This is a genomic window from Streptomyces sp. NPDC086777 (genome assembly GCF_040702065.1).
In the GTDB taxonomy this organism is placed as follows: Bacteria; Actinomycetota; Actinomycetes; order Streptomycetales; family Streptomycetaceae; genus Streptomyces.
Map to the genome: position 1 here is coordinate 1 of NZ_JBFBJI010000068.1, position 21,072 is coordinate 21,072.

Genomic DNA, 21,072 nt, shown 5'->3' on the forward strand with positions numbered 1-21,072 from the left:
TCTCGGCGGTCACAGCTTCGTCACCCCCTTGGCGACGAGGGCCACCAGCACGAAACCCGCGAGCACGGTGACGACGAAGGCCAGATCGGCCATCGTGAACTCCTGGATGAGGTTCGGAACGGACTCGGACTGTTAGAGGAAAGCGTCTTTCCGGCCGGATTCAGCTGCCGTTGACGGGGCCCTTACGGCGCTGTTCGCGCCTTTGACGGGACTCTTACGCCGCCGCGACCGGACCGCGACCGGAGGCCGCCGTTCGGCGGCTGAAACCGCCCTGAACTGGGGGAACGCCACCTCCAGGGGCACCGGCAGGGGCACCAGGCGGATCAGGACAGCCGGAACCGCAGCCGGCAGATCACCGCGTCGGTCTCCTTGCGCACGGCATGCGCGACGACGGCACCGCGCTGGTTGTGCAGCAGCCTCCCCCACGCTCCGCGCAGGGGGACCCCCAGCCAGAGCCGCTCCGGCTCGGTCTCCGGGATCAGCACGGTCACCTGGGTGGCCGGTTCGGCCGCGGTCACCGCACGGACGTAGGCGGCGATGGGACGGCCCAGGGTGCGCCGCTCGCAGCACAGCCGGACGAGCGGCACCCCGGGGTCCCACTCGGCCCAGGCACGCTCCAGGGCGTCCAGCTGGGCCCGGTCCTCGGGGTCCGGATGGCAGACGGTGACGGCCCGCACCTCGTCGCCGAGGGAGGCGGCCGCGGAGAGCGCCCGGGAGGTGAGCCGGGACAGCGACGACACCGGCACGATCACGACCGACCGCTCCCGGTGCGGTGGGTCGGGGATCCGCCCGAGCCCGAGCCGCTCCCCGATCCGCCCGTAGGCACGGTGCACGGCGACGAAGGCGCCGACGAGCAGCGGCAGCATGACCACGACCAGCCAGCCGCCCTCGGTGAACTTGCTCGCGGTGACGACGACGGTGGCGACGCCCGTCAGGACCGCCCCGAGCCCGTTGAGCAGCGCCCTGCCCCGCCAGCCGGCCCCCCGCTGCAGCCGCCAGTGCCGCACCATCCCCACCTGGGCGACGGTGAAGCCGACGAAGACACCGATGGCGAACATCGGCACCAGCGTGTTGGTGTCGCCGCCGGAGAACACCAGCAGCGCGGCCGAGACCACGGCCAGGGCGAGCACACCGTGCCGGTGCACCTGCCGGTCGGCCTTGAGCGCGAAGACGTGCGGCAGGTAGTTGTCCCGGGCGAGCAGCTTGAGCAGCACCGGCAGCCCGCCGAAGCTGGTGTTCGCCGACAGCGCCAGCAGGATCATCGTGGCGAACTGGATGACGTAGAAGCCCCAGTTGTGGCCGAGCGAGGCGTCGGCGAGCTGGGCCAGGACGGTCACGCCCGCGACCGGCTGCAGATGGAACCGGGAGATCAGCACCGACAGCCCGACCAGCATCGCGCCCAGCACCGCGCCCAGGGCCACCTCGGCGTGCTGGGCGCGCCGGACGCGGGGCACCCGGAAGGAGGGCACCGCGTTGGCGATGGCCTCGACGCCGGTGAGGGCGGCACAACCGGAGGCGAAAGCCTTCAGCAGGAGCAGGGCGCCCACGCCGGAGGCGTTGTCGGCGAGCACGGAGGCATGTCCGGCGGCGGTGACCGTACTGGCCGGCGAGGACCGGAAGAGGCCCACCACGATCAGCACGAAGACCGACCCGACGAACACCACCGTCGGCACGATGAAGGCCTTCGCCGCCTCCACGATGCCCCGCAGGTTCACCCCTGTGACCAGCACCAGCACGGCCAGGCACAGCACCAGGCGGTGCGGGTACAGCGCCGGGAAGGCGGAGGTGAGGGCGGCGACCCCGGCGGTGACGGCGACGGCCACGTTCAGCACGTAGTCGAGCACCAGGGAGGCGGCGGCGACCAGGCCGGTCCGCGCCCCGAGGTGGGTCCTGGCCACGGCGTAGGACCCGCCGCCGTCCGGGAAGGCGGCGATGACCTGCCGGTACGAGGCGACCAGCACCGCCAGCAGGGCCGCGATGGCGAGCGTGACGGGCAGCGTGAAACCGAGCCCGTGCGCACCGGCGGCCGCCAGCACCAGCACGATGGCCTCGGGCCCGTACGCCACCGACGCCATCGCGTCCAGCGACAGCGCGGCGAGGCCGGTCACCGCGGTGAGGCGGTGCCGTTCCCCGGTATCGGGCGGCTCCTCACCGGCGGGCACGGCCCCCGGTTCGGCGGTCAGTACGGACATGGGAGCACTCCTCGGTGAACGGGACATACGTCTCGCGCACGGAGTACCGCGCGCGATGCGATCAGGTTCTGTCCCGTCCCGACCGCCGAAGACGGTCCCTTGCGCGTTCTTCGCGCGAGAGGCAGCGGCTTTGACACTCCCTTGACGGCAACGCCCCTGAAAGGGGCGCGGGGAGCTGCGCGCTCCCTCCCCCCCACCGGCCCGCGCGGACCCACCACCGTCAGAGTCCCGTCAAAGACCCGCGGCTCCTCCTGACGCCGTGGCCCACGACTCCCTACCGTCACCCCATGCCGCCCTCCGAGGACCCCCGCTGGCCCAAAGACCTCTACGCAGCGGCCCGTTGCGCGGGCGCCCTGCTCGCCCTGCTCCTCCTGATCGACTGGGGATCAGGGGCGTTCACCTGGTGGCGCGGCACCCTCTGGACCGCCCTCGCCCTGCTCCTCTTCGCCGTCCTGTGCCCCGCGAGGGTCCGCGCCGGCGACGGCTGGCTCACCTCACGCCGGCTGCTGCGCACCCGCAGGGTCCGCACCGACCGCCTGGTCTCGGTCCGCCGCCTGGACGGCATCTCCCCCCGCCTGCTGCTCCGGGACGCCTTCGGCGACCGGCTGACGATCGACCCGCGGGTCCTCGTCGACAACCCCGACCTGTGGCTGCGGGTCGACGCGGGCGCCCGCAGGGCCGCCGAGGCAGGCACCCTGCTCTGCGGCTCGGCCGCCCTGAGCCGCCTCGGCGAACAGGTCGAGCGCGAGAACGCGCTGGGCGTCTTCAAGGCGTCGGGCCTGGACTAGCACCCACCCCCGTCATCAGCACATCGAGCCCGCGTCGCGTGGTGGCCATCACCACCCGGTCCCCCGCCGCCAGCACCCGCCCCTGCGCCGGCCGCCAGTCGAAGGCGGGCTGTCCCGGGGCACCCCCACCGACCGGCCCCACCGCCAGCACCCGCCACTCCCGCCGCCGGAACGCCTGGTGCACCGAGCGTCCCGCGAGCTCCGGATGCCCGGCCACGTCCACGCAGGTGAACAGCAGCGACCCCCGTTCCACGGGCATCACCCCCAGCACGTGGCGGCCCATCATCGCCGCGGCGAACGACGGCGCGGCCAGCGCCGAAACGCTCCTGCTCCGGGTGAGCGCGTCCGGGTAGGACGCCCGCAGCGTGCGCTGGACGGTCGCGGCGAAGGCGTCGTCGTACAGCCGGGTGACCACCCGTACCTCGGGGTTGGCCTCCCGGACGGCCATGACGATGTCGAGGTTCTGGCCGTCGTCGCGGGTGAGGACGAGCAGGGAGCCGCACTGCCGGACCCGGGCCAGTTCGAGGACGCCGGGGGCGGTGGCGTCCTCCAGGACCAGCGGGACGCCGAGTTCCCGGGCGAGCGCGACGCCCCGGGCGCGCGGGTCCCGCTCGATGGCGACGACCTGGTGGCCGGTGCTGCGCAGCCGGTCCAGCACCCGGGTGCCGACCATCCCGAGCCCGACCAGGACGATGTGGCCGCTGACGTCGTCGTCGGGCGGATGGTTCACGGAGGCGGTACGGAACGCCTCCGTCGCGTTCATGGTCGCGGCGACCACGAGCGGCAGCACGGCGAGCCCCACGAAGCCGGCGAGGAGCTGGAGGATGCGGCGGGCGGGCGACTCCTCGGTCGCCGGGTCCCCCATCGTGAAGATGTCCAGCAGGGGCAGGTAGAAGTTCTTCCACCAGGGGTGTTCGTCCGCGAAGAGCGCGGTGGCGGTGGACAGGGCGACCACCACGGCGGCCAGCGACCCGTAGACCGCGGCCAGTTGCCGGGAGCGGAAGACCCGCCAGGGCAGATGGGCGAGCCGGGCCCGCAGCCAGCGCACCGGCCGGAACCGCCGGGCGCGCCGGGCGGGTTCGGCGGTGTCGAGGTGGACGACCTCCTCCAGCATCAGCCGCCCGTGGGTGAACTGCCGGTGGTACGCCGTCCGGTCGTCGGGCAGCAGCAGGGTGCCGTCCTCGCCTGCCGTCTCGGCGCTGTCCTGGCTGGCCGGGTCGTCCTCGTGGGCGCCGGAGAGCACGGCGAGGGTCGCGAGGTCGGTGGCGTGCGTCGGGGTGCCCGCGGGCCGGACGACGCCGCGGAAGACCTTGCCCTCGACCTGGAGGGTGTGCCCGTGCCCGAGGGCGGCCGCCGCGACCAGTTCCGGTACGGCGGTGTCGGCGTCGGAGAGCACGGTGGTGGAGGTGTCCGACGCCGGGGCGTCGCACAGGCCCGCCGCCCGGTCCAGGAGCCGTTCCAGATGGCTGCCGCGCTCCCGGTTGAACATCCGCACGACCAGCCGTACGGAGGGGTTGACCGCGCGGGCGACCAGGGCCGCGGTGACGTTGACCTGGTCGTCGCGGTAGGTCAGGGCGAGCGCGGCGGCCCGTGCCACGCCGGCCGCGCGCAGGGTGGCCTCGTCGGGGCGGGCCGAGATGTGCAGGTGGACGGCGGACGTCGGGTCGCGGTGCAGGGCGGCGACCCGGGCGCCGTGCTCGTCGTCGGCGGTCGGCAGGACCACGGTGACGACCTCGCCGCACACGGCGTCCAGTTCGACGGCGAGCCGGTGCGCGAGGCCGTCGTCGCCGCAGATCACCATGTGGCCGGTTCGCTCTCCGGATGCCGCTGGTACGAGCAGGGTTGACGTCACATCAGCCTGAACGGCCCCGGCGGTGAAGCCGGTTCCGGCCGGGCGGCCACCCGCCGTTCAAGATTCCGCCAAGAGCATGTCAAGAGCCGGGAGCCGGTCGCTCAGGTGGCGCCTCCCACGTGCCGCGGTGTCCGGAGGGGCTGGGCCCGGTCGGCCGGCGGCAGCGAGACGACCATGGTCAGCCCGCCGCCCGGGGTGCCCTCGGGGGGCAGCGTGCTGTCCATCGCCTCGGTGAGCCCGCGGGCGAGCCCGAGACCGAGGCCGGTGGTGTTGTCGGTGTCGCCGAGTCGCCGAGTCGCCGGAAGGGCTCGAAGAGCCGGTCGCGGCCGTTCACGGGCAGGCCGGGGCCCCGGTCGGTGATCCGGAGTAAGGACGGCTCCGCGCCGACCGAACGGCCGCTCGTGCTGGTGATGACCACGCCGGTCGTGGTCGTCACCCTGGTCGCGCAGGGCTTCTCCCTGGCCGGCATGCAGGTCCCCGCACGCCCCGTACGGGATAACGCTCGGTGTCCGGAGCCCGGCTCCGGCCCGCCGCCCCCCGTACAGCCCAACGTCCCCCCGCGGCCTCCGGGCCACCCTTTCCTGATGCCCGACCACCGCCTGTCAGGGCATTCTTAACGCAAGCTTGACGCCCAGCTCCCTTCGATCCGTGGGCCCACGCGTCACTCTCTGCTTACGCTGGTGCCGCCGTCCGCGTGATGGCCGGAATCGAATCGCGCCGCACCTCACCGCGCCGGACACCAGGAGCCGACCCCATGGCCACGACCGAGCACCCCCCTCCCAGTCGCCTCCGCGCCTGGATGCTGGAGGGGCTGTCCGACATGGGCAAGGGCGGCGGCCACACCGGCCCCCACGCACAGCCCGAACCCGCGCACCAGGGCCAGCGCTGGTGGCGGGTGATGTGCCTGACCGGTGTCGACTACTTCTCCACCCTCGGCTACCAGCCCGGCATCGCCGCCCTGGCCGCCGGACTGCTGTCGCCGATCGCGACCATCGTGCTCGTGATCGTCACCCTGGCCGGCGCCCTGCCGGTCTACCGCCGCGTCGCCGAGGAGAGCCCGCACGGCGAGGGCTCCATCGCCATGCTGGAGCGGCTGCTCTCCTTCTGGCAGGGCAAGCTCTTCGTGCTGACCCTGCTCGGCTTCGCCGCCACCGACTTCCTGATCACCATCACCCTGTCGGCCGCGGACGCCTCCACCCACCTGGTGGAGAACCCGCACCTGACCGACTTCCTGCAGGGCAAGCAGTTGGTCATCACGCTGTTCCTGGTGGCTCTGCTGGGTGCGGTCTTCCTCAAGGGCTTCCTGGAGGCCATCGGCGTCGCGGTCGCGCTGGTCGGCATCTACCTCGCGCTCAACGTCGTCGTCGTGATCGTCGGCTTCTACCACGTCGTCACCGCCGAGCACGTCATCACCGACTGGACCAGCGCCCTGACCACGGAACACGGCAACGTCTTCGTCATGATCGGCGTCGCCCTGATCGTCTTCCCGAAGCTCGCGCTCGGCCTGTCCGGCTTCGAGACCGGCGTCGCGGTCATGCCCCACGTCAAGGGCGAGCCGGGCGACACCGAGCAGCAGCCCACCGGCCGGATCCGGGACACCAAGAAGCTGCTCACCACGGCGGCCCTGATCATGAGCTGCTTCCTGATCGCGACCAGCTTCATCACCACGCTGCTGATCCCGGAGAACGAGTTCAAGTCGGGCGGCAGCGCCAACGGCCGTGCGCTCGCCTACCTGGCCCACCAGTACCTCGGCAACGCCTTCGGCACGGTCTACGACGTCTCGACCATCTGCATCCTGTGGTTCGCCGGCGCCTCCGCGATGGCCGGCCTGCTCAACCTGATGCCCCGCTACCTGCCCCGCTACGGCATGGCCCCGCACTGGGCCCGAGCGGTGCGCCCGATGGTCATCGTCTTCACCCTGATCGCCTTCCTGGTGACCTGGATCTTCGACGCCGACGTCGACGCGCAGGGCGGCGCCTACGCCACCGGCGTGCTGGTGCTGATCAGCTCCGCCGCGGTCGCGGTGACCATCGCCTCGCGCAAGGCCGGACAGCGCAAGTGGACGATCGGGTTCGGGATCATCTCGGCGGTCTTCCTGTACACGACCGTGGTCAACGTCATCGAGCGCCCCGACGGTGTGAAGATCGGTGCCTGCTTCATCGTCGGCATCATCCTCGTCTCGCTGCTCTCCCGCCTCGCCCGCGCCTTCGAGCTGCGCGTGACGAGCGTGGCCCTCGACGACATGGCGGAACGATTCATCCGCGACATGGCCAGCCGCAAGATGCGGTTCATCGCCAACGAGCCGGACCGGCGCGACAAGGCCGAGTACCGCGACAAGATCGAGCAGATCCGCGCCGACAACGACATGCCCGAGCAGGAGGACTTCGTCTTCGTCGAGGTCACGGTCACCGACCCCTCCGAGTTCGAGGCGGGCCTGACCGTGCGCGGCGAGGTCCTGCACAACCGCTACCGTGTGCTGACCCTGGAGTCCGCATCCATCCCCAACGCCCTGGCCGCGCTGCTGCTGCACGTCCGGGACGAGACCGGCTGCATCCCGCACATCTACTTCGAGTGGACCGAGGGCAGCCCGTTCGCCAACTTCCTGCGCTTCTTCCTCTTCGGCCAGGGCGAGGTCGCGCCGGTCACCCGCGAGGTGCTGCGCGAGGCGGAGCCGGACCGCGAGCGGCGGCCGCGCGTCCACACGGGCTGAGAGCCACAGCCCGGAGGCCGGACAGGGGCGGCGGACCCGGGGCGGAGCGCCCAGGGCGTAAGAATCCCGTCAATAACCGCTGGGTCCGCATAAGAACCCTGTCAGCGGTCCTTCCCCCGCCGTCACCGCCCCCTACCGTCGGCCCCATGGAGGACAGAAGACCCAGGGGCCGGGCGGCCGGTGACCGCACCTGGCGCGGCAGCGCACGCCTGGCCGGCGGCTCTGCCCTCGGCTTCGGCGGGCTGACGTTCGTCGTGGACTGGGACGCCGGCACCCTCACCCCGGCCCGCGCCCTGCTCTGGGTCACCCTGTCGGCCGCGATCCTCGTCATGCTGCTGCCGGCCCGCGTCACGGCGGGCCCCGGCTGGCTGGCCGTCCGTGGCCCGCTGGGCCGCCGCATCGTCCGCACCGACTCCCTCGTCTACGTCGGCCAGTACGGGGACGTCGCCGCGCATCTGGTCCTGCGCGACACCCGCGGCAACCGGCTGGAACTCGACCCGGGTGTCCTGCACGCCAACCCGCTGCTCTGGCACGAGCTGGACACCGGCGTCCGCCGCTCCCTGGAGCGGGGCACCCTGCGCCGGGGCACCGAAGTGCTGGCCCGGCTCGGCCACGAGATCGACGACACGAACGCACGCGCGGTGCTGGAGGCGTCCGGCCTCACCTGACCGGCGACCCCCGTCCGCGCAGCCCGCCACCTGGCCCTATCGTGAGCCCATGCCCTCCTACACGATCGGCCAGGCGGCACGGCTGCTCGGCGTCAGCCCGGACACCGCGCGCCGCTGGGCCGACGCGGGCCGGATGACCACCCACCGCGACGAGGGCGGCAGGCGGCTCATCGACGGTACGGACCTCGCCGCGTTCTCCGTCGAACTGGCCAAGGCCGGCACCGCCGAGGAGGACGCCTCCTACACCTCGGTCCGCAACGCCTTCCCCGGCATCGTCACCGCGATCAAACTCGGTGACGTCGCCGCCCAGGTCGAGATCCAGGCCGGCCCGCACCGGCTGGTCTCCCTCCTGACCCGGGAGGCGGTCGAGGAACTCGGCCTGGAGGTCGGCATGGAGGCCACCGCCCGGGTGAAGTCCACGAACGTGCACATCGACCGCGTCTGACGGGTCATCTGCACAGCAGGGCGGCCCACAGGTCCAGCCGGTCGCTCAGCCGGGACGGGTCCCGGCCGGTGAAGTGCTCCACCCGCTGCATCCGGTAGTGCACGGTGTTGACGTGCAGGTGCAGTGCCTCGGCCGTGCGGGCCCAGGAGCCGTCGCAGGCCAGGAAGGTCTCCGGAGTGTTCGGCAGCACGGCGGAGGCGGCGCGTCCACCGGTCAGCAGGGGGCCGAGGACCGTACGATCGCCCGGAACATGATGTGCGCGGGCACCCCGGCGACCGGGACGCCGTGCCGGACACAGGCCTCCACCAGTTCCCCGGGCACACCCCCGTGGGTCTCCTCCCCGGCGAACAGCGCCGCGGCCCCGGCCGCCTTGAGGGCCGACACGAACCGCTCCGCCTTTCCCGGCGCCCACCACACCAGCCCGCTGAGCACCACCTCTCCGGGCCGCACGAAACGGGCCGGGTCCTCCAGATCGGTGACCGTCACCCCGCGCGCCTCCCGCGCCCTCGCCGACCTGCTCCTCGACTTCGCCGCCGCCCTCCTGGGCGTGGCGCGCGCCGACTGCCGGCCGGCGGAGGAGGCAGTCCTGCACACCGGCGGCCGGCTGCCGCTCAGGGAGCTGTACGCGGCCGCCCGCGCGGTCGCGGTGGAGTGCACGGCCCAAAGCCACGTCGTCGGCACCCCGCGTTCGGTGGCCTTCAACGCGCAGTGGTTCAGGGTGGCGGTGGACCCCGGCACCGGGGAGATCCGCGTCCTGCGCAGCGTGCACGCCGCCGACGCGGGCAAGGTGATGAACCCGATGCAGTGCCGCGGCCGGGTGGAGGGCGGGGTGGCCCGGGCGCTCGGCGCGCCCCTGTTCGAGAACGTGCGGCTGGACGCGCGCGGCCGGGTGGAGCCGGCCTCGTTCCGCCGTTACCGGCTGCCGCGGTACGCCGACGTCCCGCGCACCGAGGTGCACTTCATGGAGACCAGCGACGCCATCGGGCCGCTGGGCGCCAAGTCGATGAGCGAGAGCCCGTTCAACCCGGTCGCCCCGGCGCAGGCCAACGCGCTGCGGGACGCGACGGGCGTCCGGTTCACGGAGCTCCCGCTGACGCGCGACCGGGTGTGGCGGGCACTGGACGCCAGCCGCCGTACCCCCCGTCCACCCGTATCTCCCTGATGCCGCTGATGTGGCGGGCCCCGCAGCGGTCCTGCGGCAGCACCAGTTGCGGTCCCGTCCGGTTCAGCGAGGTGTCGTCGATGCCGACGCCGAGCAGAACCGGGGCGTGGGCGAAATCTGGGTCGATCTCGGCCCAGGAGAGCAGCGCGTGGTGCCCGTCGGCGCCGGAGACGGCGATGAGGAAGCGCAGCCGGTCCTTGCGCCGGCCGGGGTCGAATCCAGGTCCGGCGGCGGTGAGGACGTCGTACAACCGCGGTCCGGTGAAGGCGTGGTGCTGGACCCCGCTGGTGGCGCACTCGAAGCTGACCCGCACCCGGTGCTGGGGCCAGCGCAGGAGATCGGGCACGGTCAGCCGGGCCGGTCGTGCGAGGTCTCCGGTGAGGACGAGTTCGGCGAGCGTCATGTGCGGCCACCTCCCGGATGACGGTACCCGCGGCAGGTCACCGTACAAACGCACATGCCAGCCCCAGTCCGAAAGTATGCAGCTCATGCGATGTGACAGAAGACTTACGCCTGGCAATTGCGGCAGTATCATCGGCACGCGGACTGATAGACAGGTCGCAGCAGGGCGCGACAGATTGTCCATGGGATCCAGAGGAGTTCATTCGTGATGACCCGTTCCGTGCGCCGGACCCGGCGGACGATCCAGGTGGCCGGTGCCTCGGTCGCGGCCCTGCTGGCCCTGAGCGCCTGCTCCTCCTCCGACGACGACTCGTCTGCGACGACGAAGTCGGACACGTCAGCGGCGGCGACGCCCAAGCTGTCGGGCTCGATCACCGTCTTCGCCGCGGCCTCGCTGCAGGAGAGCTTCACGACCCTGAAGGCCGACTTCGAGAAGGCCCACCCGGGCACCAAGGTCAACTTCAGCTTCGGCGGCAGCGACACCCTCGCCGCGCAGATCACGAGCGGTGCGCCGGCCGACGTCTTCGCCGCCGCAAGCGCCAAGACCATGGCGATCGTGACGGACAGGAAGGACACCGCCACCACTCCGGCCACCTTCGTCCGCAACCAGCTGGAGATCGCCACCCTGCCGGGCAACCCCGACAAGATCTCCTCCCTGAAGGACCTGACGAAGTCCTCGCTGAAGGTCGTGCTGTGCGACAAGACGGTGCCGTGCGGCGCCGCCGCGCAGAAGGCCCTGGACGCCGGCAAGCTCAAGCTCACCCCGGTCTCCTACGAGGAGGACGTGAAGTCCGCCCTCAACAAGGTGGTGCTGAAGGAGGCCGACGCGGCGGTCGTCTACCAGACCGACGTGAAGGCCGCCGGCAGCAAGGTCGACGGCGTGGAGTTCCCCGAGTCCGCCAACGCCATCAACGACTACCCGATCGCCCTCCTCAAGAACGCCCCCGACCCGGCGGTCGCCAAGGCGTTCATCGCGCTGGTGCAGTCCGCCGAGGGCCAGCAGGTGCTGAACGACGCCGGGTTCCTCAAGCCGTGACGAAGACCGACGAGCCCGGCGCCGCGGTCGGCACCCTCATGGGCGGTCCGCGGCGCCGGCGCGTTCGGACAGCCGTACCGCTACCGCTCCTCCTCCCCGGAGCGGTGGCTCTGGTCTTCCTGCTCCTGCCGCTGGTCGCCCTGCTGGTGCGGGCCCCCTGGCGGGGCCTGCCGTCCCTGCTGACCAGTACCGAGGTCTGGCAGGCGCTCCAGCTCTCCCTCGTCTGCGCGACGGCGGCCACGGCCGTGAGCCTGGTCCTGGGCGTCCCGCTGGCCTGGCTGCTGGCCCGCACGGAGTTCCCCGGCCGCGGTTTGGTCCGCGCGCTGGTCACCCTCCCCCTGGTCCTCCCCCCGGTGGTCGGCGGGGTGGCCCTGCTGCTCGCCCTCGGCCGCAACGGGGTGGTGGGCCAGTGGCTGGACTCCTGGTTCGGCATCACCCTCCCCTTCACCACGGCCGGCGTGGTCATCGCCGAGTCCTTCGTGGCCATGCCGTTCCTGGTGATCAGCGTCGAGGGCACGCTCCGCGCGGCCGACCCCCGCTACGAGGAGGCGGCCACCACCCTGGGCGCCTCCCGCTTCACCGCGTTCCGCCGGGTCACGCTGCCGCTCATCGCCCCCGGCATCGCGGCCGGCTCGGTCCTGGCCTGGGCCCGCGCGCTCGGCGAGTTCGGAGCGACGATCACCTTCGCCGGCAACTTCCCGGGCCGCACCCAGACCATGCCGCTCGCCGTCTACCTCGCCCTCCAGAACGACCCCGACGCGGCGATCGCGCTCAGCCTGGTCCTGCTGACGGTGTCGATCGCGGTCCTGGCGGCGTTGCGGGATCGTTGGATGACGGCATCATGAGGACGACCTGGTGGACGACACCCCGATGACCGACTCGCACCCCGCAGCAGCAGACGACGCACTGCCATCCCACGGACCGTCAGCCTCCGCCGAGGACCCGCAGTCTGCCGGCGAGCACCCCGCATCCCCCGACGGAACACGGCATCCCCACCAACCACCCGCAGCCGCCGACGGCGCACGGCCTCCCCACCGACCAGCCGCATCCCCCGACGGCGCTCAGCGCCCACAGGGGCCACCCGTACCCGACATTGATAGCTGCACGGGTGGTGCGGGAGGGAGCCCCAACCCGGCCGAAGGCCGGGTATCAACCACCCACCCGCAGCCGGCGACGCACGGCCTCCACGCCCACCTCGTCGTCACCCGCCCCACCTTCCACCTGGACATCACCCTCACCGCCGCCCCCGGCGAGGTCGTCGCCCTCCTCGGCCCCAACGGCGCCGGAAAGACCACCGCCCTTCGCGCCCTGGCTGGCCTGACGCCCCTCACCGCCGGCCATCTCCGCCTCGACGGGACGGAGTTGGACCGCACACCCCCCGAATCCCGCCCGGTCGGCGTCGTCTTCCAGGACTACCTCCTCTTCCCCCACCTCACGGCCCTCGACAACGTCGCCTTCGGCCCCCGCTGCCAGGGCGCGACGAAGGCCGAGGCCCGCGCCCAGGCGGCTGCCTGGCTGGACCGGATGGGCCTCGCCGAGCACGCCGGCGTCAAACCCCGCCGCCTCTCCGGCGGTCAGGCCCAGCGCGTCGCACTGGCCCGCGCCCTGGCCACCCGCCCCCGCCTGCTGCTCCTGGACGAGCCCCTGGCCGCCCTCGACGCCCGCACCCGCCTCGACGTGCGGTCCCGACTCCGCCGTCACCTGGCCGAGTTCGAAGCCGTCGCGGTCCTGGTCACGCACGATCCCCTGGACGCCATGGTGCTGGCCGACCGCCTGGTCGTCATCGAGGACGGCCGCATCGTCCAGGAGGGCACCCCGGCCGACATCGCCCGCCATCCACGCACCGACTACATCGCCCACCTGGTCGGCCTCAACCTCTACCGGGGCCGGGCCGACGGGCACACGGTCGAGCTGGCCGCACCCCTCTCGGACGCCACCATCACCACCACCGAGGTCCTCACCGGCGACGTCTTCGTCGCGTTCCCGCCGAGCGCCGTCACCCTCTTCCGGGACCGGCCCACCGGCGCCAGCGCCCGCAACCTCTGGCGCTGCGAGGTCGCCGGCCTGGAGACCCACGGGGACCAGATCCGCGCCGACCTGACCGGTGAACTCGCCCTCGCCGCCGACCTCACCACGGTCGCGGCGGCCGAACTGGACCTGCACCCCGGTGCCACGGTCTGGGCGACGGTGAAGGCCACCCAGACGCACGCCTACCCGGCGTAAAAGCGGGAGGCCCCGCCGAAGCGGGGCCCCTGCCACACTGCCGCACCCGGTGCGTCAGTCCTCGTACGCGTCCAGCGGCGGGCACGAGCACACCAGGTTCCGGTCACCGTAGGCCTGGTCGATCCGGCGCACCGGCGGCCAGTACTTGTCGGCGGCGGACACCCCGGCGGGGAAGACGGCCTCCTCCCGGCCGTACGCGTGCTTCCACTCCCCGCCCAGCGCACCGGCGGTGTGCGGAGCACCGCGCAGCGGGTTGTCGTCGGCGGGCCACTCGCCCGCTCCGACCTTGTCGATCTCCGCCCGGATGGCGATCATCGCCTCGCAGAACCGGTCCAGCTCGCCGAGGTCCTCGGACTCTGTCGGCTCGATCATCAGCGTGCCGGCCACCGGGAAGGACATCGTCGGCGCGTGGAAGCCGTAGTCGATGAGCCGCTTGGCGACGTCGTCGACGCTCACCCCGGTCGCCTTGGTCAGCGGCCGCAGGTCGATGATGCACTCGTGCGCGACGAGGCCGCCGGGCCCGGTGTAGAGGACGGGGAAGTGCGGCTCCAGCCGCTTGGCGACGTAGTTGGCGCTGAGCACGGCCACCTGCGTGGCCCGCTTCAGCCCCTCCCCGCCCATCAGCCGGACGTACGCCCACGAGATCGGCAGGATCCCCGCCGAGCCCCACGGCGCGGCCGAGATCGGCCCGACACCCGTCTCGGGACCGGCGGCGGGCTGCAGCGGGTGGTTCGGCAGGTACGGCGCCAGGTGGGCCCGTACGGCCACCGGACCGACACCGGGACCGCCGCCGCCGTGCGGGATACAGAAGGTCTTGTGCAGGTTGAGGTGGGAGACGTCGCCGCCGAAGTGGCCCGGCTTGGCGACGCCGACCAGGGCGTTCAGGTTGGCGCCGTCGACGTACACCTGTCCGCCGGCCTCGTGCACCTGCGCGCAGATGTCGGCGACGTGCTCCTCGAACACCCCGTGCGTCGACGGGTAGGTGATCATCAGCACGGCGAGCTCGTCGCGGTGCTGCTCGATCTTGGCCCGCAGGTCGGCGACGTCGATCTCGCCGTCCTCGGCGGTCTTCACGACGACGACCTTCATGCCCGCCATGACGGCGCTGGCGGCGTTGGTCCCGTGCGCCGACGACGGGATCAGGCACACGGTCCGCTGCGCGTCGCCGTTGGCACGGTGGTAGGCGCGTACGGCGAGCAGGCCGGCGAGCTCGCCCTGCGATCCGGCGTTGGGCTGCAGCGACACCTTGTCGTACCCGGTGACCTCGGCGAGCCGCTCCTCCAGCTCCCGGATCAGGGTCAGGTAGCCCTGCGCCTGCTCGGCGGGCGCGAACGGGTGCAGCTGGCCGAACTCGGGCCAGGTGACCGGTTCCATCTCGGTGGTCGCGTTGAGCTTCATGGTGCAGGAGCCCAGCGGGATCATGCCGCGGTCCAGCGCGTAGTCCCGGTCCGCGAGCCTGCGCAGGTAGCGGAGCATCGCGGTCTCGGAGCGGTGCTGCTGGAAGACGGGGTGGGTCAGGTAGCCGTCGGTGCGCAGGACCGACTCGGGCAGCGTGTCCGCCACGACGGCGTCCAGGGCCTCGACGTCGCCCTCGACACCGAAGGCCGTCCACACGGCGCTCAGCTGGGCGCGGGTGGTGGTCTCGTCGCAGGCCATGGAGACGTGGTCGGCGTCGACGAGCCGCAGGTTGACACCGGCCTCGCGGGCGGCGGCGACGATCCCGGCGGCCTTGCCGGGCACGCGCGCGGTGAGGGTGTCGAAGTAGGAGCCGTGCACGATCTCGACACCGCCGGCGGTGAGCCCCGCGGCGAGGATCGTGGCGTAGCGGTGGGTCCGCTGGGCGATGCCCCTGAGTCCCTCGGGCCCGTGGTAGACGGCGTACATGCCGGCCATCACGGCGAGCAGCACCTGCGCGGTGCAGATGTTGCTGGTGGCCTTCTCCCGCCGGATGTGCTGCTCGCGGGTCTGCAGCGCCAGCCGGTACGCCTTGTTCCCGTCGGCGTCCACGGAGACACCCACGAGCCGCCCGGGCAGGCTGCGCGCGAACTTCTCACGGACCGCCATGTAACCGGCGTGCGGGCCGCCGAAGCCCATCGGGACACCGAACCGCTGGGTGGTGCCGACGGCGATGTCCGCCCCGAGCTCGCCCGGCGAGGTCAGCAGGGTCAGCGCGAGCAGGTCGGCCGCGACGGTGACGACCGCGCCCGCTTCGTGCGCCTGCTCGACGACCGCCTTGATGTCGCGTACGGCACCGGAGGCGCCGGGATACTGGACGAGGACCCCGCTGATCTCGCGGCCGGCGAGCTCCGCCGGAATACCGTCGCCGAGGTCGGCGACGACGACCTCCACGCCCGTCGGCTCGGCGCGGGTCCGGATCACGGCGATGGTCTGCGGCAGCGCGTCCGCGTCGACGACGAAGACGCCCTTCTTGTTCTTGCCCATGCGCAGCGACAGGGCCATGGCCTCGGCGGCCGCCGTGCCCTCGTCGAGCAGCGAGGCCCCGGAGGTGGGCAGCCCGGTGAGGTCGGCGACCACGGTCTGGAAGTTCAGCAGCGCTTCCAGGCGGCCCTGGGAGATCTCCGGCTGGTACGGGGTGTAGGCCGTGTACCAGGCGGGGTTCTCCATCACGTTGCGCAGGATGACGGGCGGCGTGAAGGTGCCGTAGTACCCCAGGCCGATCATCGAGTCGAGCACCTGGTTACGGTCGGCCAGGGACCGCAGCTCGGCCAGCACCTGGGCCTCGGTGCGGGCGCCCGGCAGGTCGAGCCGGTCGGCGTTCTTGATCACGTCCGGCACGGCGGCGGCGGTCAGCTCGTCGAGCGAGCCGTAGCCGACCTGGGCGAGCATCTTGGCCCGGGCCTCGAGATCGGGGCCGATATGGCGCTGCTCGAAGGGAATCCCCTGCTCGAGTTCGGAGAGGGAGATGCGCTGGGCGGTCATTGCGGAGGCCTCCTGGTCTGACGCGACCTTCGGGGGGTACCCCGGCACGGGTACCCCGACGGCCTCCCCCTCTGTCATCGGACCTGAGAGCTTCGCCGGTGTGTCCTTGCGGACCACCGGCTTGCACCGTCGGTGAGAGCGGACACCGTCGACGTCCGCCCTGCTTTCCAGAGTGACCTCGTCCGTGCGGTACGTGAGCCTGAGAGATTCCGGGGAGGATTTGCTCCTTCGGCGCCTCCGGTTTCCCGGAGGACTCTCCCGCACGGGGTCAGCAGCCGCTTGCCAGCCTACCAGCGGGGGCAACACCGGAGCCTTCGAGTGGCCGCCTCCTTCAATGTGCTCTTTTGTAGTGCTTACGGATGAGTTGCGACCAAGTGGAGGGCCCGTGCAGACCGACATCGATCCGCGCAACCTGATCGGCCGCAAGGCGTGCGACCGCAACGGCACGAAGATCGGCACGATCGACGAGGTGTACCTCGACGACGCGACGGGTGTGCCGGAGTGGGCGGCCATACGCACCGGCCTGTTCTCCAGGGACGCCTTCGTCCCCCTGGAGCCCAGCGAACTGGTCGAGGGCACCCTTCAGGTCCCCTTCGACCGCGCCCTGATCAAAGACGCCCCCGACTTCGGCGTGGGCCGCCACCTCTCCCCGGAACAGGAGCTCCAGCTCTACCACCACTACGGCCTGGACACGGCTCCCCCGCCCCCCTCCCGCCCGGACCACGACTTCGGCAAACTGGCGGGAACGGAGGACGCGGGGTCGTGACACCGACGGCACGTGCGGGCCGGTGGGGGCTGATCGCGCAGTTCGCCGCGCCCCTAAAAAAACATGGCTGCGGGCAGTCGTGCCGCTGGAGCGGCACGGGTGGGCACTGGGGGTCCCCCGGCCGGCGCCGGTAAGCGTCCCCCCGCCCTCAGCCCCGCCCCACGGTCACGCACGCAATCCGTCCACCGAAATCCCCGGCACCAACGGCAACGGCTCCGCCGGCTCCAGCTCAGGGTCCTCGACCCGGAACGTCCGCACTCTCCCGGGTCCCGCCGCCCCCGGCGTCTCGAACCGCACCGTCACCCGCCCGAGCCCGCTCCCCTGCACCCATCCGTGCCCGTACTCGGCATGCCGCACGTCGTGTCCCGCCGGCCACCGCCGCTCGGCGGCCTCCTGCTCCTCGGCGACCGGCTCCGCGACCTCGTCCTCCGCCGCGGACGCCGCCGTCCCCTCCCCCGCCGCCGCCTGGGCGAAGAGGTCCTCCTGGGTGTAGTCGGCCAGTCCCGTCACCCCGACCCCCAGCAGCCGTACACCCCCCGTCGTGTCCACCGAGTCCAGCAGCCGCGCCGCCGCCTCCCGCACCACCGCCGGGTCGTCCGTCGGCCCCCTGAGCGTCTCGGACCGGGTGAGCGTCGAGAAGTCGTACCGCCGTACCTTCAGCACGATGGTCCGCCCGGACAGCCCGGCCCCCCGCAGCCGCCGTACGCACCGGTCGGCCAGTCGCTGCACCTCCATCCCCACCCGCAGCCGGTCGTGGATGTCGACGTCGTAGGTGTCCTCCACCGACACCGACTTGGTCTCCCGCTCGGCCACCACGGGCCGCTCGTCACGCGCGAGGGCCATCGCGTACAGCGCGTGTCCGTGGGCCTTGCCGAGCAGCCGTACCAGCTCGTCCTCGCCCGCCTCGGCGATCTCGTCGACCGTGGTGATCCCGGCCCGCCGCAGATGGTCCCCCGTCGCCGGCCCCACCCCCGGCAGGGTCCGCACCGTCATCGGCCCGAGCATGGCGCGCTCCGTGCCCGGCTCGATCAGCACCAGCCCGTCGGGCTTGGCCTGCTCGGAGGCGATCTTGGCGAGCATCTTGGAGGCGGCGAGCCCGACGGACCCCGAGAGCCCCGTGACGGCCCGTATGTCGGCGCGCAGCCTCTCCCCCACCAGCTGCGCGGACGCGGCGTCCCAGGCCACCTCACCGGCCTCCAGATCCACGAAGGCCTCGTCCAGGCTGAGCGGCTCCACCAGCGGCGAGAGCCCGCGCAGCAGCGCCATCACCTGCTCGCTGACCGACCGGTACAGCCCGAAGCGCGGCACCAGATACGCGGCGTTCGGCGCCAGCCTGCGTGCCTGCCCCATCGGCATCGCGGAGTGCACCCCGAACACCCGGGCCTCGTAGGACGCGGTGGCCACCACACCGCGCGGTCCGAGCCCGCCCACGACCACGGCCTTTCCGCGCAGGCTCGGCTTGGACGCCTGCTCCACCGAGGCGAAGAAGGCATCCATGTCGAGATGCAGGATCGTGGGAGCGTTTCTCACATCTCCGATGCTGCACCACACCACTGACAATGCCCCGGCACGGGAGACCGTGCCGGGGCATTGTCAGGAAGCCTTCGGAGCGCCCGGAGTTCGGGGCGCCCGGCCTTCAGACCGCCCGGTTGCGCCGCCGGGCCAGTTCGTCGGCGGGGTTGTGGCCGACGAGCGTCTCGCCGGTGTCGACGCGTTCGCCGTGCAGTTGGGAGAGCGCGTTCTCCACGTCCCGCCACACCACGCCGACCGCGATCCCGAAGATGCCCTGACCGCCCTGGAGCAGGGCGTGCACCTCGTCGGGCGAGGTGCACTCATAGACCGTGGCGCCGTCACTCATGAGGGTCATGCGCTCCAGGTCGCGGAAACCGCGTGCTCTCAGGTGCTGGACGGCGGTGCGGATGTTCTGGAGGGAGACCCCGGTGTCCAGGAACCGCTTGACGATCTTCAGGACGACGACGTCCCGGAAGCTGTACAGACGCTGGGTGCCCGACCCGTGGGCGGGCCGCACGCTGGGCTCGACCAGGCCGGTGCGGGCCCAGTAGTCGAGCTGCCGGTAGGTGATGCCGGCCGCCGCGCAGGCCGTGGGCCCGCGGTAGCCGATCTCCTCGGTGGCCATGGACGCCGCCCCTCCGCCGCTCGGCACTGCGGTCGGCCGCTGCGGGGCGTGACCGGCAATGCTGCTGTGAAGCGGGGACGGACCGCTCTCCCCGAAACCGCGTCCGGGGGCACCCCCAGCCATACCGTCGCCGCTGCTTCTCACGCCGACCTCCGTCCTTGACCTGCCTTCTCGACGGTAGGCAGTCACCAGGGGCGCGTCAACGATCGCCACACTCGGCACGCCGAGTGATAATCACCCTAGGAGTGGTTTCCCGTGCCCCACCGCGGGGAAAGGCTAGCCGAATGCTCTGTCGGGAGGCCGTAGGACGCTCTCAATGGCCGCCGGCAATTGCCGATGAGTTTCGGCCGCGACCTGCTCCGAACCGGCTCGTCACCGGCCTTGCGGCACGAACCGGCCCGTCACCGACCTCCGGGTGGATGACGGGCCGTTCCGGTCACTCACTGGCTGCTGGTGCCGAAGTCCTCGGGTGAGATCTGGTCGAGGAACTCGCGGAACTTCTCCACCTCGTCCTCCTGCTCGTCCGGGATCGCGATGCCCGCGTCGTCCAGCACCGTGTCACTGCCGTAGATCGGCGTTCCGGTGCGCAGCGCCAGCGCTATGGCGTCGGACGGCCGGGCACTCACCTCGACCCCGCTGGCGAAGACCAGCTCCGCGTAGAAGACGCCTTCACGAAGGTCCGTGATGCGTACCTCGGTGAGCTCCTGGCCGACGGCCTCCAGCACGTCCTTGAACAGGTCGTGCGTCAGCGGCCTGGCGGGCGCCATGCCCTGCTGGGCGAATGCGATCGCCGTCGCCTCCCCCGGCCCGATCCAGATGGGGAGGTAACGGTCGCCTCCCACTTCGCGCAGGAGCACGATCGGTTGGTTGGAGGGCATTTCCACCCGGACACCTACGACATCGAGCTCGTTCACACAGCAACCCTAGGCCGTGCCCGGGACGTTTGGGTAGTCGGGCCCGGAACGCACGCCCGATCCGGCCTCCGCCCGGGGCCTGTCATGGCGGTCACGGCAGCCGCACCCCCAGCGCCGTCTGCATCAGCGCGGCGTGCAGCTTCACCGTGAGCGCCGCCAGCTCCTTCGTGCGGGCCTCCGCATGGGCTCTGGTCTGCGGGTTGCGATGGCGCTTGAGCGGTGCCACCACCTGGTCCACCAGGCCCGCCTCCCGGTCGGCGGCGGCCTTCATCGCCCGCAGGTGGCGCGGCTCGATCCCGAACCGGCCCAGCTCGGCCACGAGCGAGGCCACGGTGACCGTCTCGGCGTCGTACACGCCGTCCTCCAGCGGAGCGATCAGTCCGTACGACTCCCACTCCGCGAGGCGGGCCTCGTCGACGTCCGCGGCCGCGAGCAGCTCGTCCCTGCCGATCCGCGCCACCGTGGGCGCCTCGGGAGCCATCGGCACGGCCTCGCCGTCCCGCTGCCGTCCCAGCACGGGCGGCTGTACCGCCTCACCGCGCTCCATGGCGTCCAGGTACTCCCGGATGACCTTGAGCGGCAGATAGTGGTCCCGCTGCATCCGCAGGACGTGTCCCAGACGCTCCACGTCCCCGGCGCTGAACTTCCGGTACCCGGAAGGAGTACGGCGGGGCTCGATGAGCCCCTCCGACTCCAGAAAGCGGATCTTGGAGATGGTGACTTCGGGGAACTCGTCGCGCAGCACGTTCAGCACCGTGCCGATGCTCATCAGCCCGGATTCCGTGGCGGCGGTGCCGTGACCGGTACCGCCGCTCGGTGTGTGCAGCATGGACCTTC

The 21,072-nt window shown here is 72.1% G+C and carries 17 protein-coding genes, 3 pseudogenes and 1 riboswitch; of the genes and pseudogenes, 9 read left to right on the forward strand and 11 right to left on the reverse strand.

Annotated elements, in window-relative coordinates:
• Positions 1-323: 323 nt before the first annotated feature.
• The gene (locus tag AB0472_RS44495; RefSeq protein WP_366365268.1) at positions 324-2,192 is read right to left on the reverse strand and encodes an APC family permease; all 1,869 of its coding nucleotides are present in this window, start codon (positions 2,190-2,192) and stop codon (positions 324-326) included.
• A 287-nt stretch (positions 2,193-2,479) separates the two neighbouring features.
• On the opposite strand from AB0472_RS44495, the gene AB0472_RS44500 reads away from it, so the two are divergent.
• Entirely contained in the window at positions 2,480-2,980 is a 501-nt protein-coding gene (locus AB0472_RS44500) for a hypothetical protein (protein WP_366365269.1), read from the forward strand.
• Here the strand turns inward: AB0472_RS44500 and AB0472_RS44505 are convergent.
• Together AB0472_RS44505 and AB0472_RS44510 are read right to left on the reverse strand one after the other, a co-directional pair.
• Positions 2,958-4,781: an NAD(P)-binding protein gene (locus AB0472_RS44505; protein ID WP_366365270.1), complete on the reverse strand. Its 1,824-nt coding sequence runs from the start codon at positions 4,779-4,781 to the stop codon at positions 2,958-2,960. The genes AB0472_RS44500 and AB0472_RS44505 overlap by 23 nt on opposite strands.
• Positions 4,782-4,933: 152 nt before the next feature.
• Positions 4,934-5,199 (reverse strand): annotated as a pseudogene (locus AB0472_RS44510) (ATP-binding protein); the annotation flags it as partial.
• Between the two features lie 387 nt (positions 5,200-5,586).
• Here AB0472_RS44510 and AB0472_RS44515 point away from each other — a divergent pair.
• From AB0472_RS44515 to AB0472_RS44525, 3 genes are all read left to right on the forward strand, one after another.
• Positions 5,587-7,542, forward strand: a complete 1,956-nt coding sequence (locus tag AB0472_RS44515; protein WP_366365271.1) for an amino acid transporter — start codon at positions 5,587-5,589, stop codon at positions 7,540-7,542.
• 146 nt (positions 7,543-7,688) lie between these two features.
• Positions 7,689-8,210 (forward strand): hypothetical protein, encoded by a 522-nt coding sequence (locus AB0472_RS44520; RefSeq protein ID WP_366365272.1) that lies wholly within the window; start codon positions 7,689-7,691, stop codon positions 8,208-8,210.
• A 49-nt stretch (positions 8,211-8,259) separates the two neighbouring features.
• Entirely contained in the window at positions 8,260-8,655 is a 396-nt protein-coding gene (locus AB0472_RS44525) for a helix-turn-helix transcriptional regulator (RefSeq protein WP_351717302.1), read from the forward strand.
• Positions 8,656-8,659: 4 nt separating this feature from the next.
• On the opposite strand, the gene AB0472_RS44530 is transcribed toward AB0472_RS44525, so the two are convergent.
• Both AB0472_RS44530 and AB0472_RS44535 read right to left on the reverse strand, forming a co-directional pair.
• The gene (locus AB0472_RS44530; RefSeq protein ID WP_366365273.1) at positions 8,660-8,845 is read right to left on the reverse strand and encodes a helix-turn-helix domain-containing protein; all 186 of its coding nucleotides are present in this window, start codon (positions 8,843-8,845) and stop codon (positions 8,660-8,662) included.
• Between the two features lie 47 nt (positions 8,846-8,892).
• Positions 8,893-9,156 (reverse strand): annotated as a pseudogene (locus AB0472_RS44535) (PucR family transcriptional regulator ligand-binding domain-containing protein); the annotation flags it as partial.
• Between AB0472_RS44535 and AB0472_RS44540 the strand changes: the two are divergent.
• Positions 9,140-9,817 (forward strand): annotated as a pseudogene (locus AB0472_RS44540) (molybdopterin cofactor-binding domain-containing protein); the annotation flags it as partial. The pseudogenes AB0472_RS44535 and AB0472_RS44540 overlap by 17 nt on opposite strands.
• On the opposite strand, the gene AB0472_RS44545 reads toward AB0472_RS44540, so the two are convergent.
• Entirely contained in the window at positions 9,732-10,220 is a 489-nt protein-coding gene (locus tag AB0472_RS44545) for a molybdopterin-dependent oxidoreductase (protein ID WP_366365274.1), read from the reverse strand. The pseudogene AB0472_RS44540 and the gene AB0472_RS44545 sit on opposite strands and share 86 nt — an antisense overlap.
• A 207-nt stretch (positions 10,221-10,427) precedes the next feature.
• Here AB0472_RS44545 and modA point away from each other — a divergent pair, with 207 nt between their 5' ends.
• From modA to AB0472_RS44560, 3 genes are all read left to right on the forward strand, one after another.
• Positions 10,428-11,255 carry a molybdate ABC transporter substrate-binding protein gene (gene modA, locus AB0472_RS44550; protein ID WP_366365275.1) on the forward strand — a complete coding sequence of 276 codons (828 nt, stop codon included), beginning with the start codon at positions 10,428-10,430 and terminating at the stop codon, positions 11,253-11,255.
• Positions 11,252-12,100, forward strand: coding sequence for a molybdate ABC transporter permease subunit (modB, locus tag AB0472_RS44555; RefSeq protein WP_366365276.1), 849 nt, complete (start codon positions 11,252-11,254; stop codon positions 12,098-12,100). The genes modA and modB overlap by 4 nt, the downstream gene beginning before the upstream one ends.
• Before the next feature lie 376 nt (positions 12,101-12,476).
• Positions 12,477-13,478 (forward strand): ABC transporter ATP-binding protein, encoded by a 1,002-nt coding sequence (locus tag AB0472_RS44560; protein ID WP_366365289.1) that lies wholly within the window; start codon positions 12,477-12,479, stop codon positions 13,476-13,478.
• A gap of 54 nt (positions 13,479-13,532) precedes the next feature.
• Here AB0472_RS44560 and gcvP read toward each other — a convergent pair whose 3' ends face one another.
• Positions 13,533-16,418, reverse strand: a complete 2,886-nt coding sequence (gcvP, locus tag AB0472_RS44565; protein ID WP_366365277.1) for an aminomethyl-transferring glycine dehydrogenase — start codon at positions 16,416-16,418, stop codon at positions 13,533-13,535.
• Positions 16,419-16,595: 177 nt separating this feature from the next.
• A riboswitch (glycine riboswitch) is annotated at positions 16,596-16,689 on the reverse strand.
• Between the two features lie 114 nt (positions 16,690-16,803).
• Between gcvP and AB0472_RS44570 the strand changes: the two genes are divergently transcribed.
• Entirely contained in the window at positions 16,804-17,184 is a 381-nt protein-coding gene (locus AB0472_RS44570; protein ID WP_366365278.1) for a PRC-barrel domain-containing protein, read from the forward strand.
• Between the two features lie 165 nt (positions 17,185-17,349).
• Here AB0472_RS44570 and AB0472_RS44575 read toward each other — a convergent pair whose 3' ends face one another.
• The 4 genes from AB0472_RS44575 to AB0472_RS44590 all read right to left on the reverse strand — a co-directional run bounded on the left by AB0472_RS44575 (position 17,350) and on the right by AB0472_RS44590 (position 21,064).
• Positions 17,350-18,714 carry a DNA polymerase IV gene (locus AB0472_RS44575; RefSeq protein WP_366365279.1) on the reverse strand — a complete coding sequence of 455 codons (1,365 nt, stop codon included), beginning with the start codon at positions 18,712-18,714 and terminating at the stop codon, positions 17,350-17,352.
• A 106-nt stretch (positions 18,715-18,820) separates the two neighbouring features.
• Positions 18,821-19,465, reverse strand: a complete 645-nt coding sequence (locus AB0472_RS44580) for a MerR family transcriptional regulator (RefSeq protein WP_366365280.1) — start codon at positions 19,463-19,465, stop codon at positions 18,821-18,823.
• 296 nt (positions 19,466-19,761) lie between these two features.
• Positions 19,762-20,235, reverse strand: coding sequence for a bifunctional nuclease family protein (locus AB0472_RS44585; protein WP_026253112.1), 474 nt, complete (start codon positions 20,233-20,235; stop codon positions 19,762-19,764).
• Between the two features lie 91 nt (positions 20,236-20,326).
• Positions 20,327-21,064 carry a MerR family transcriptional regulator gene (locus AB0472_RS44590; RefSeq protein WP_366365281.1) on the reverse strand — a complete coding sequence of 246 codons (738 nt, stop codon included), beginning with the start codon at positions 21,062-21,064 and terminating at the stop codon, positions 20,327-20,329.
• Positions 21,065-21,072 lie beyond the last annotated feature (8 nt).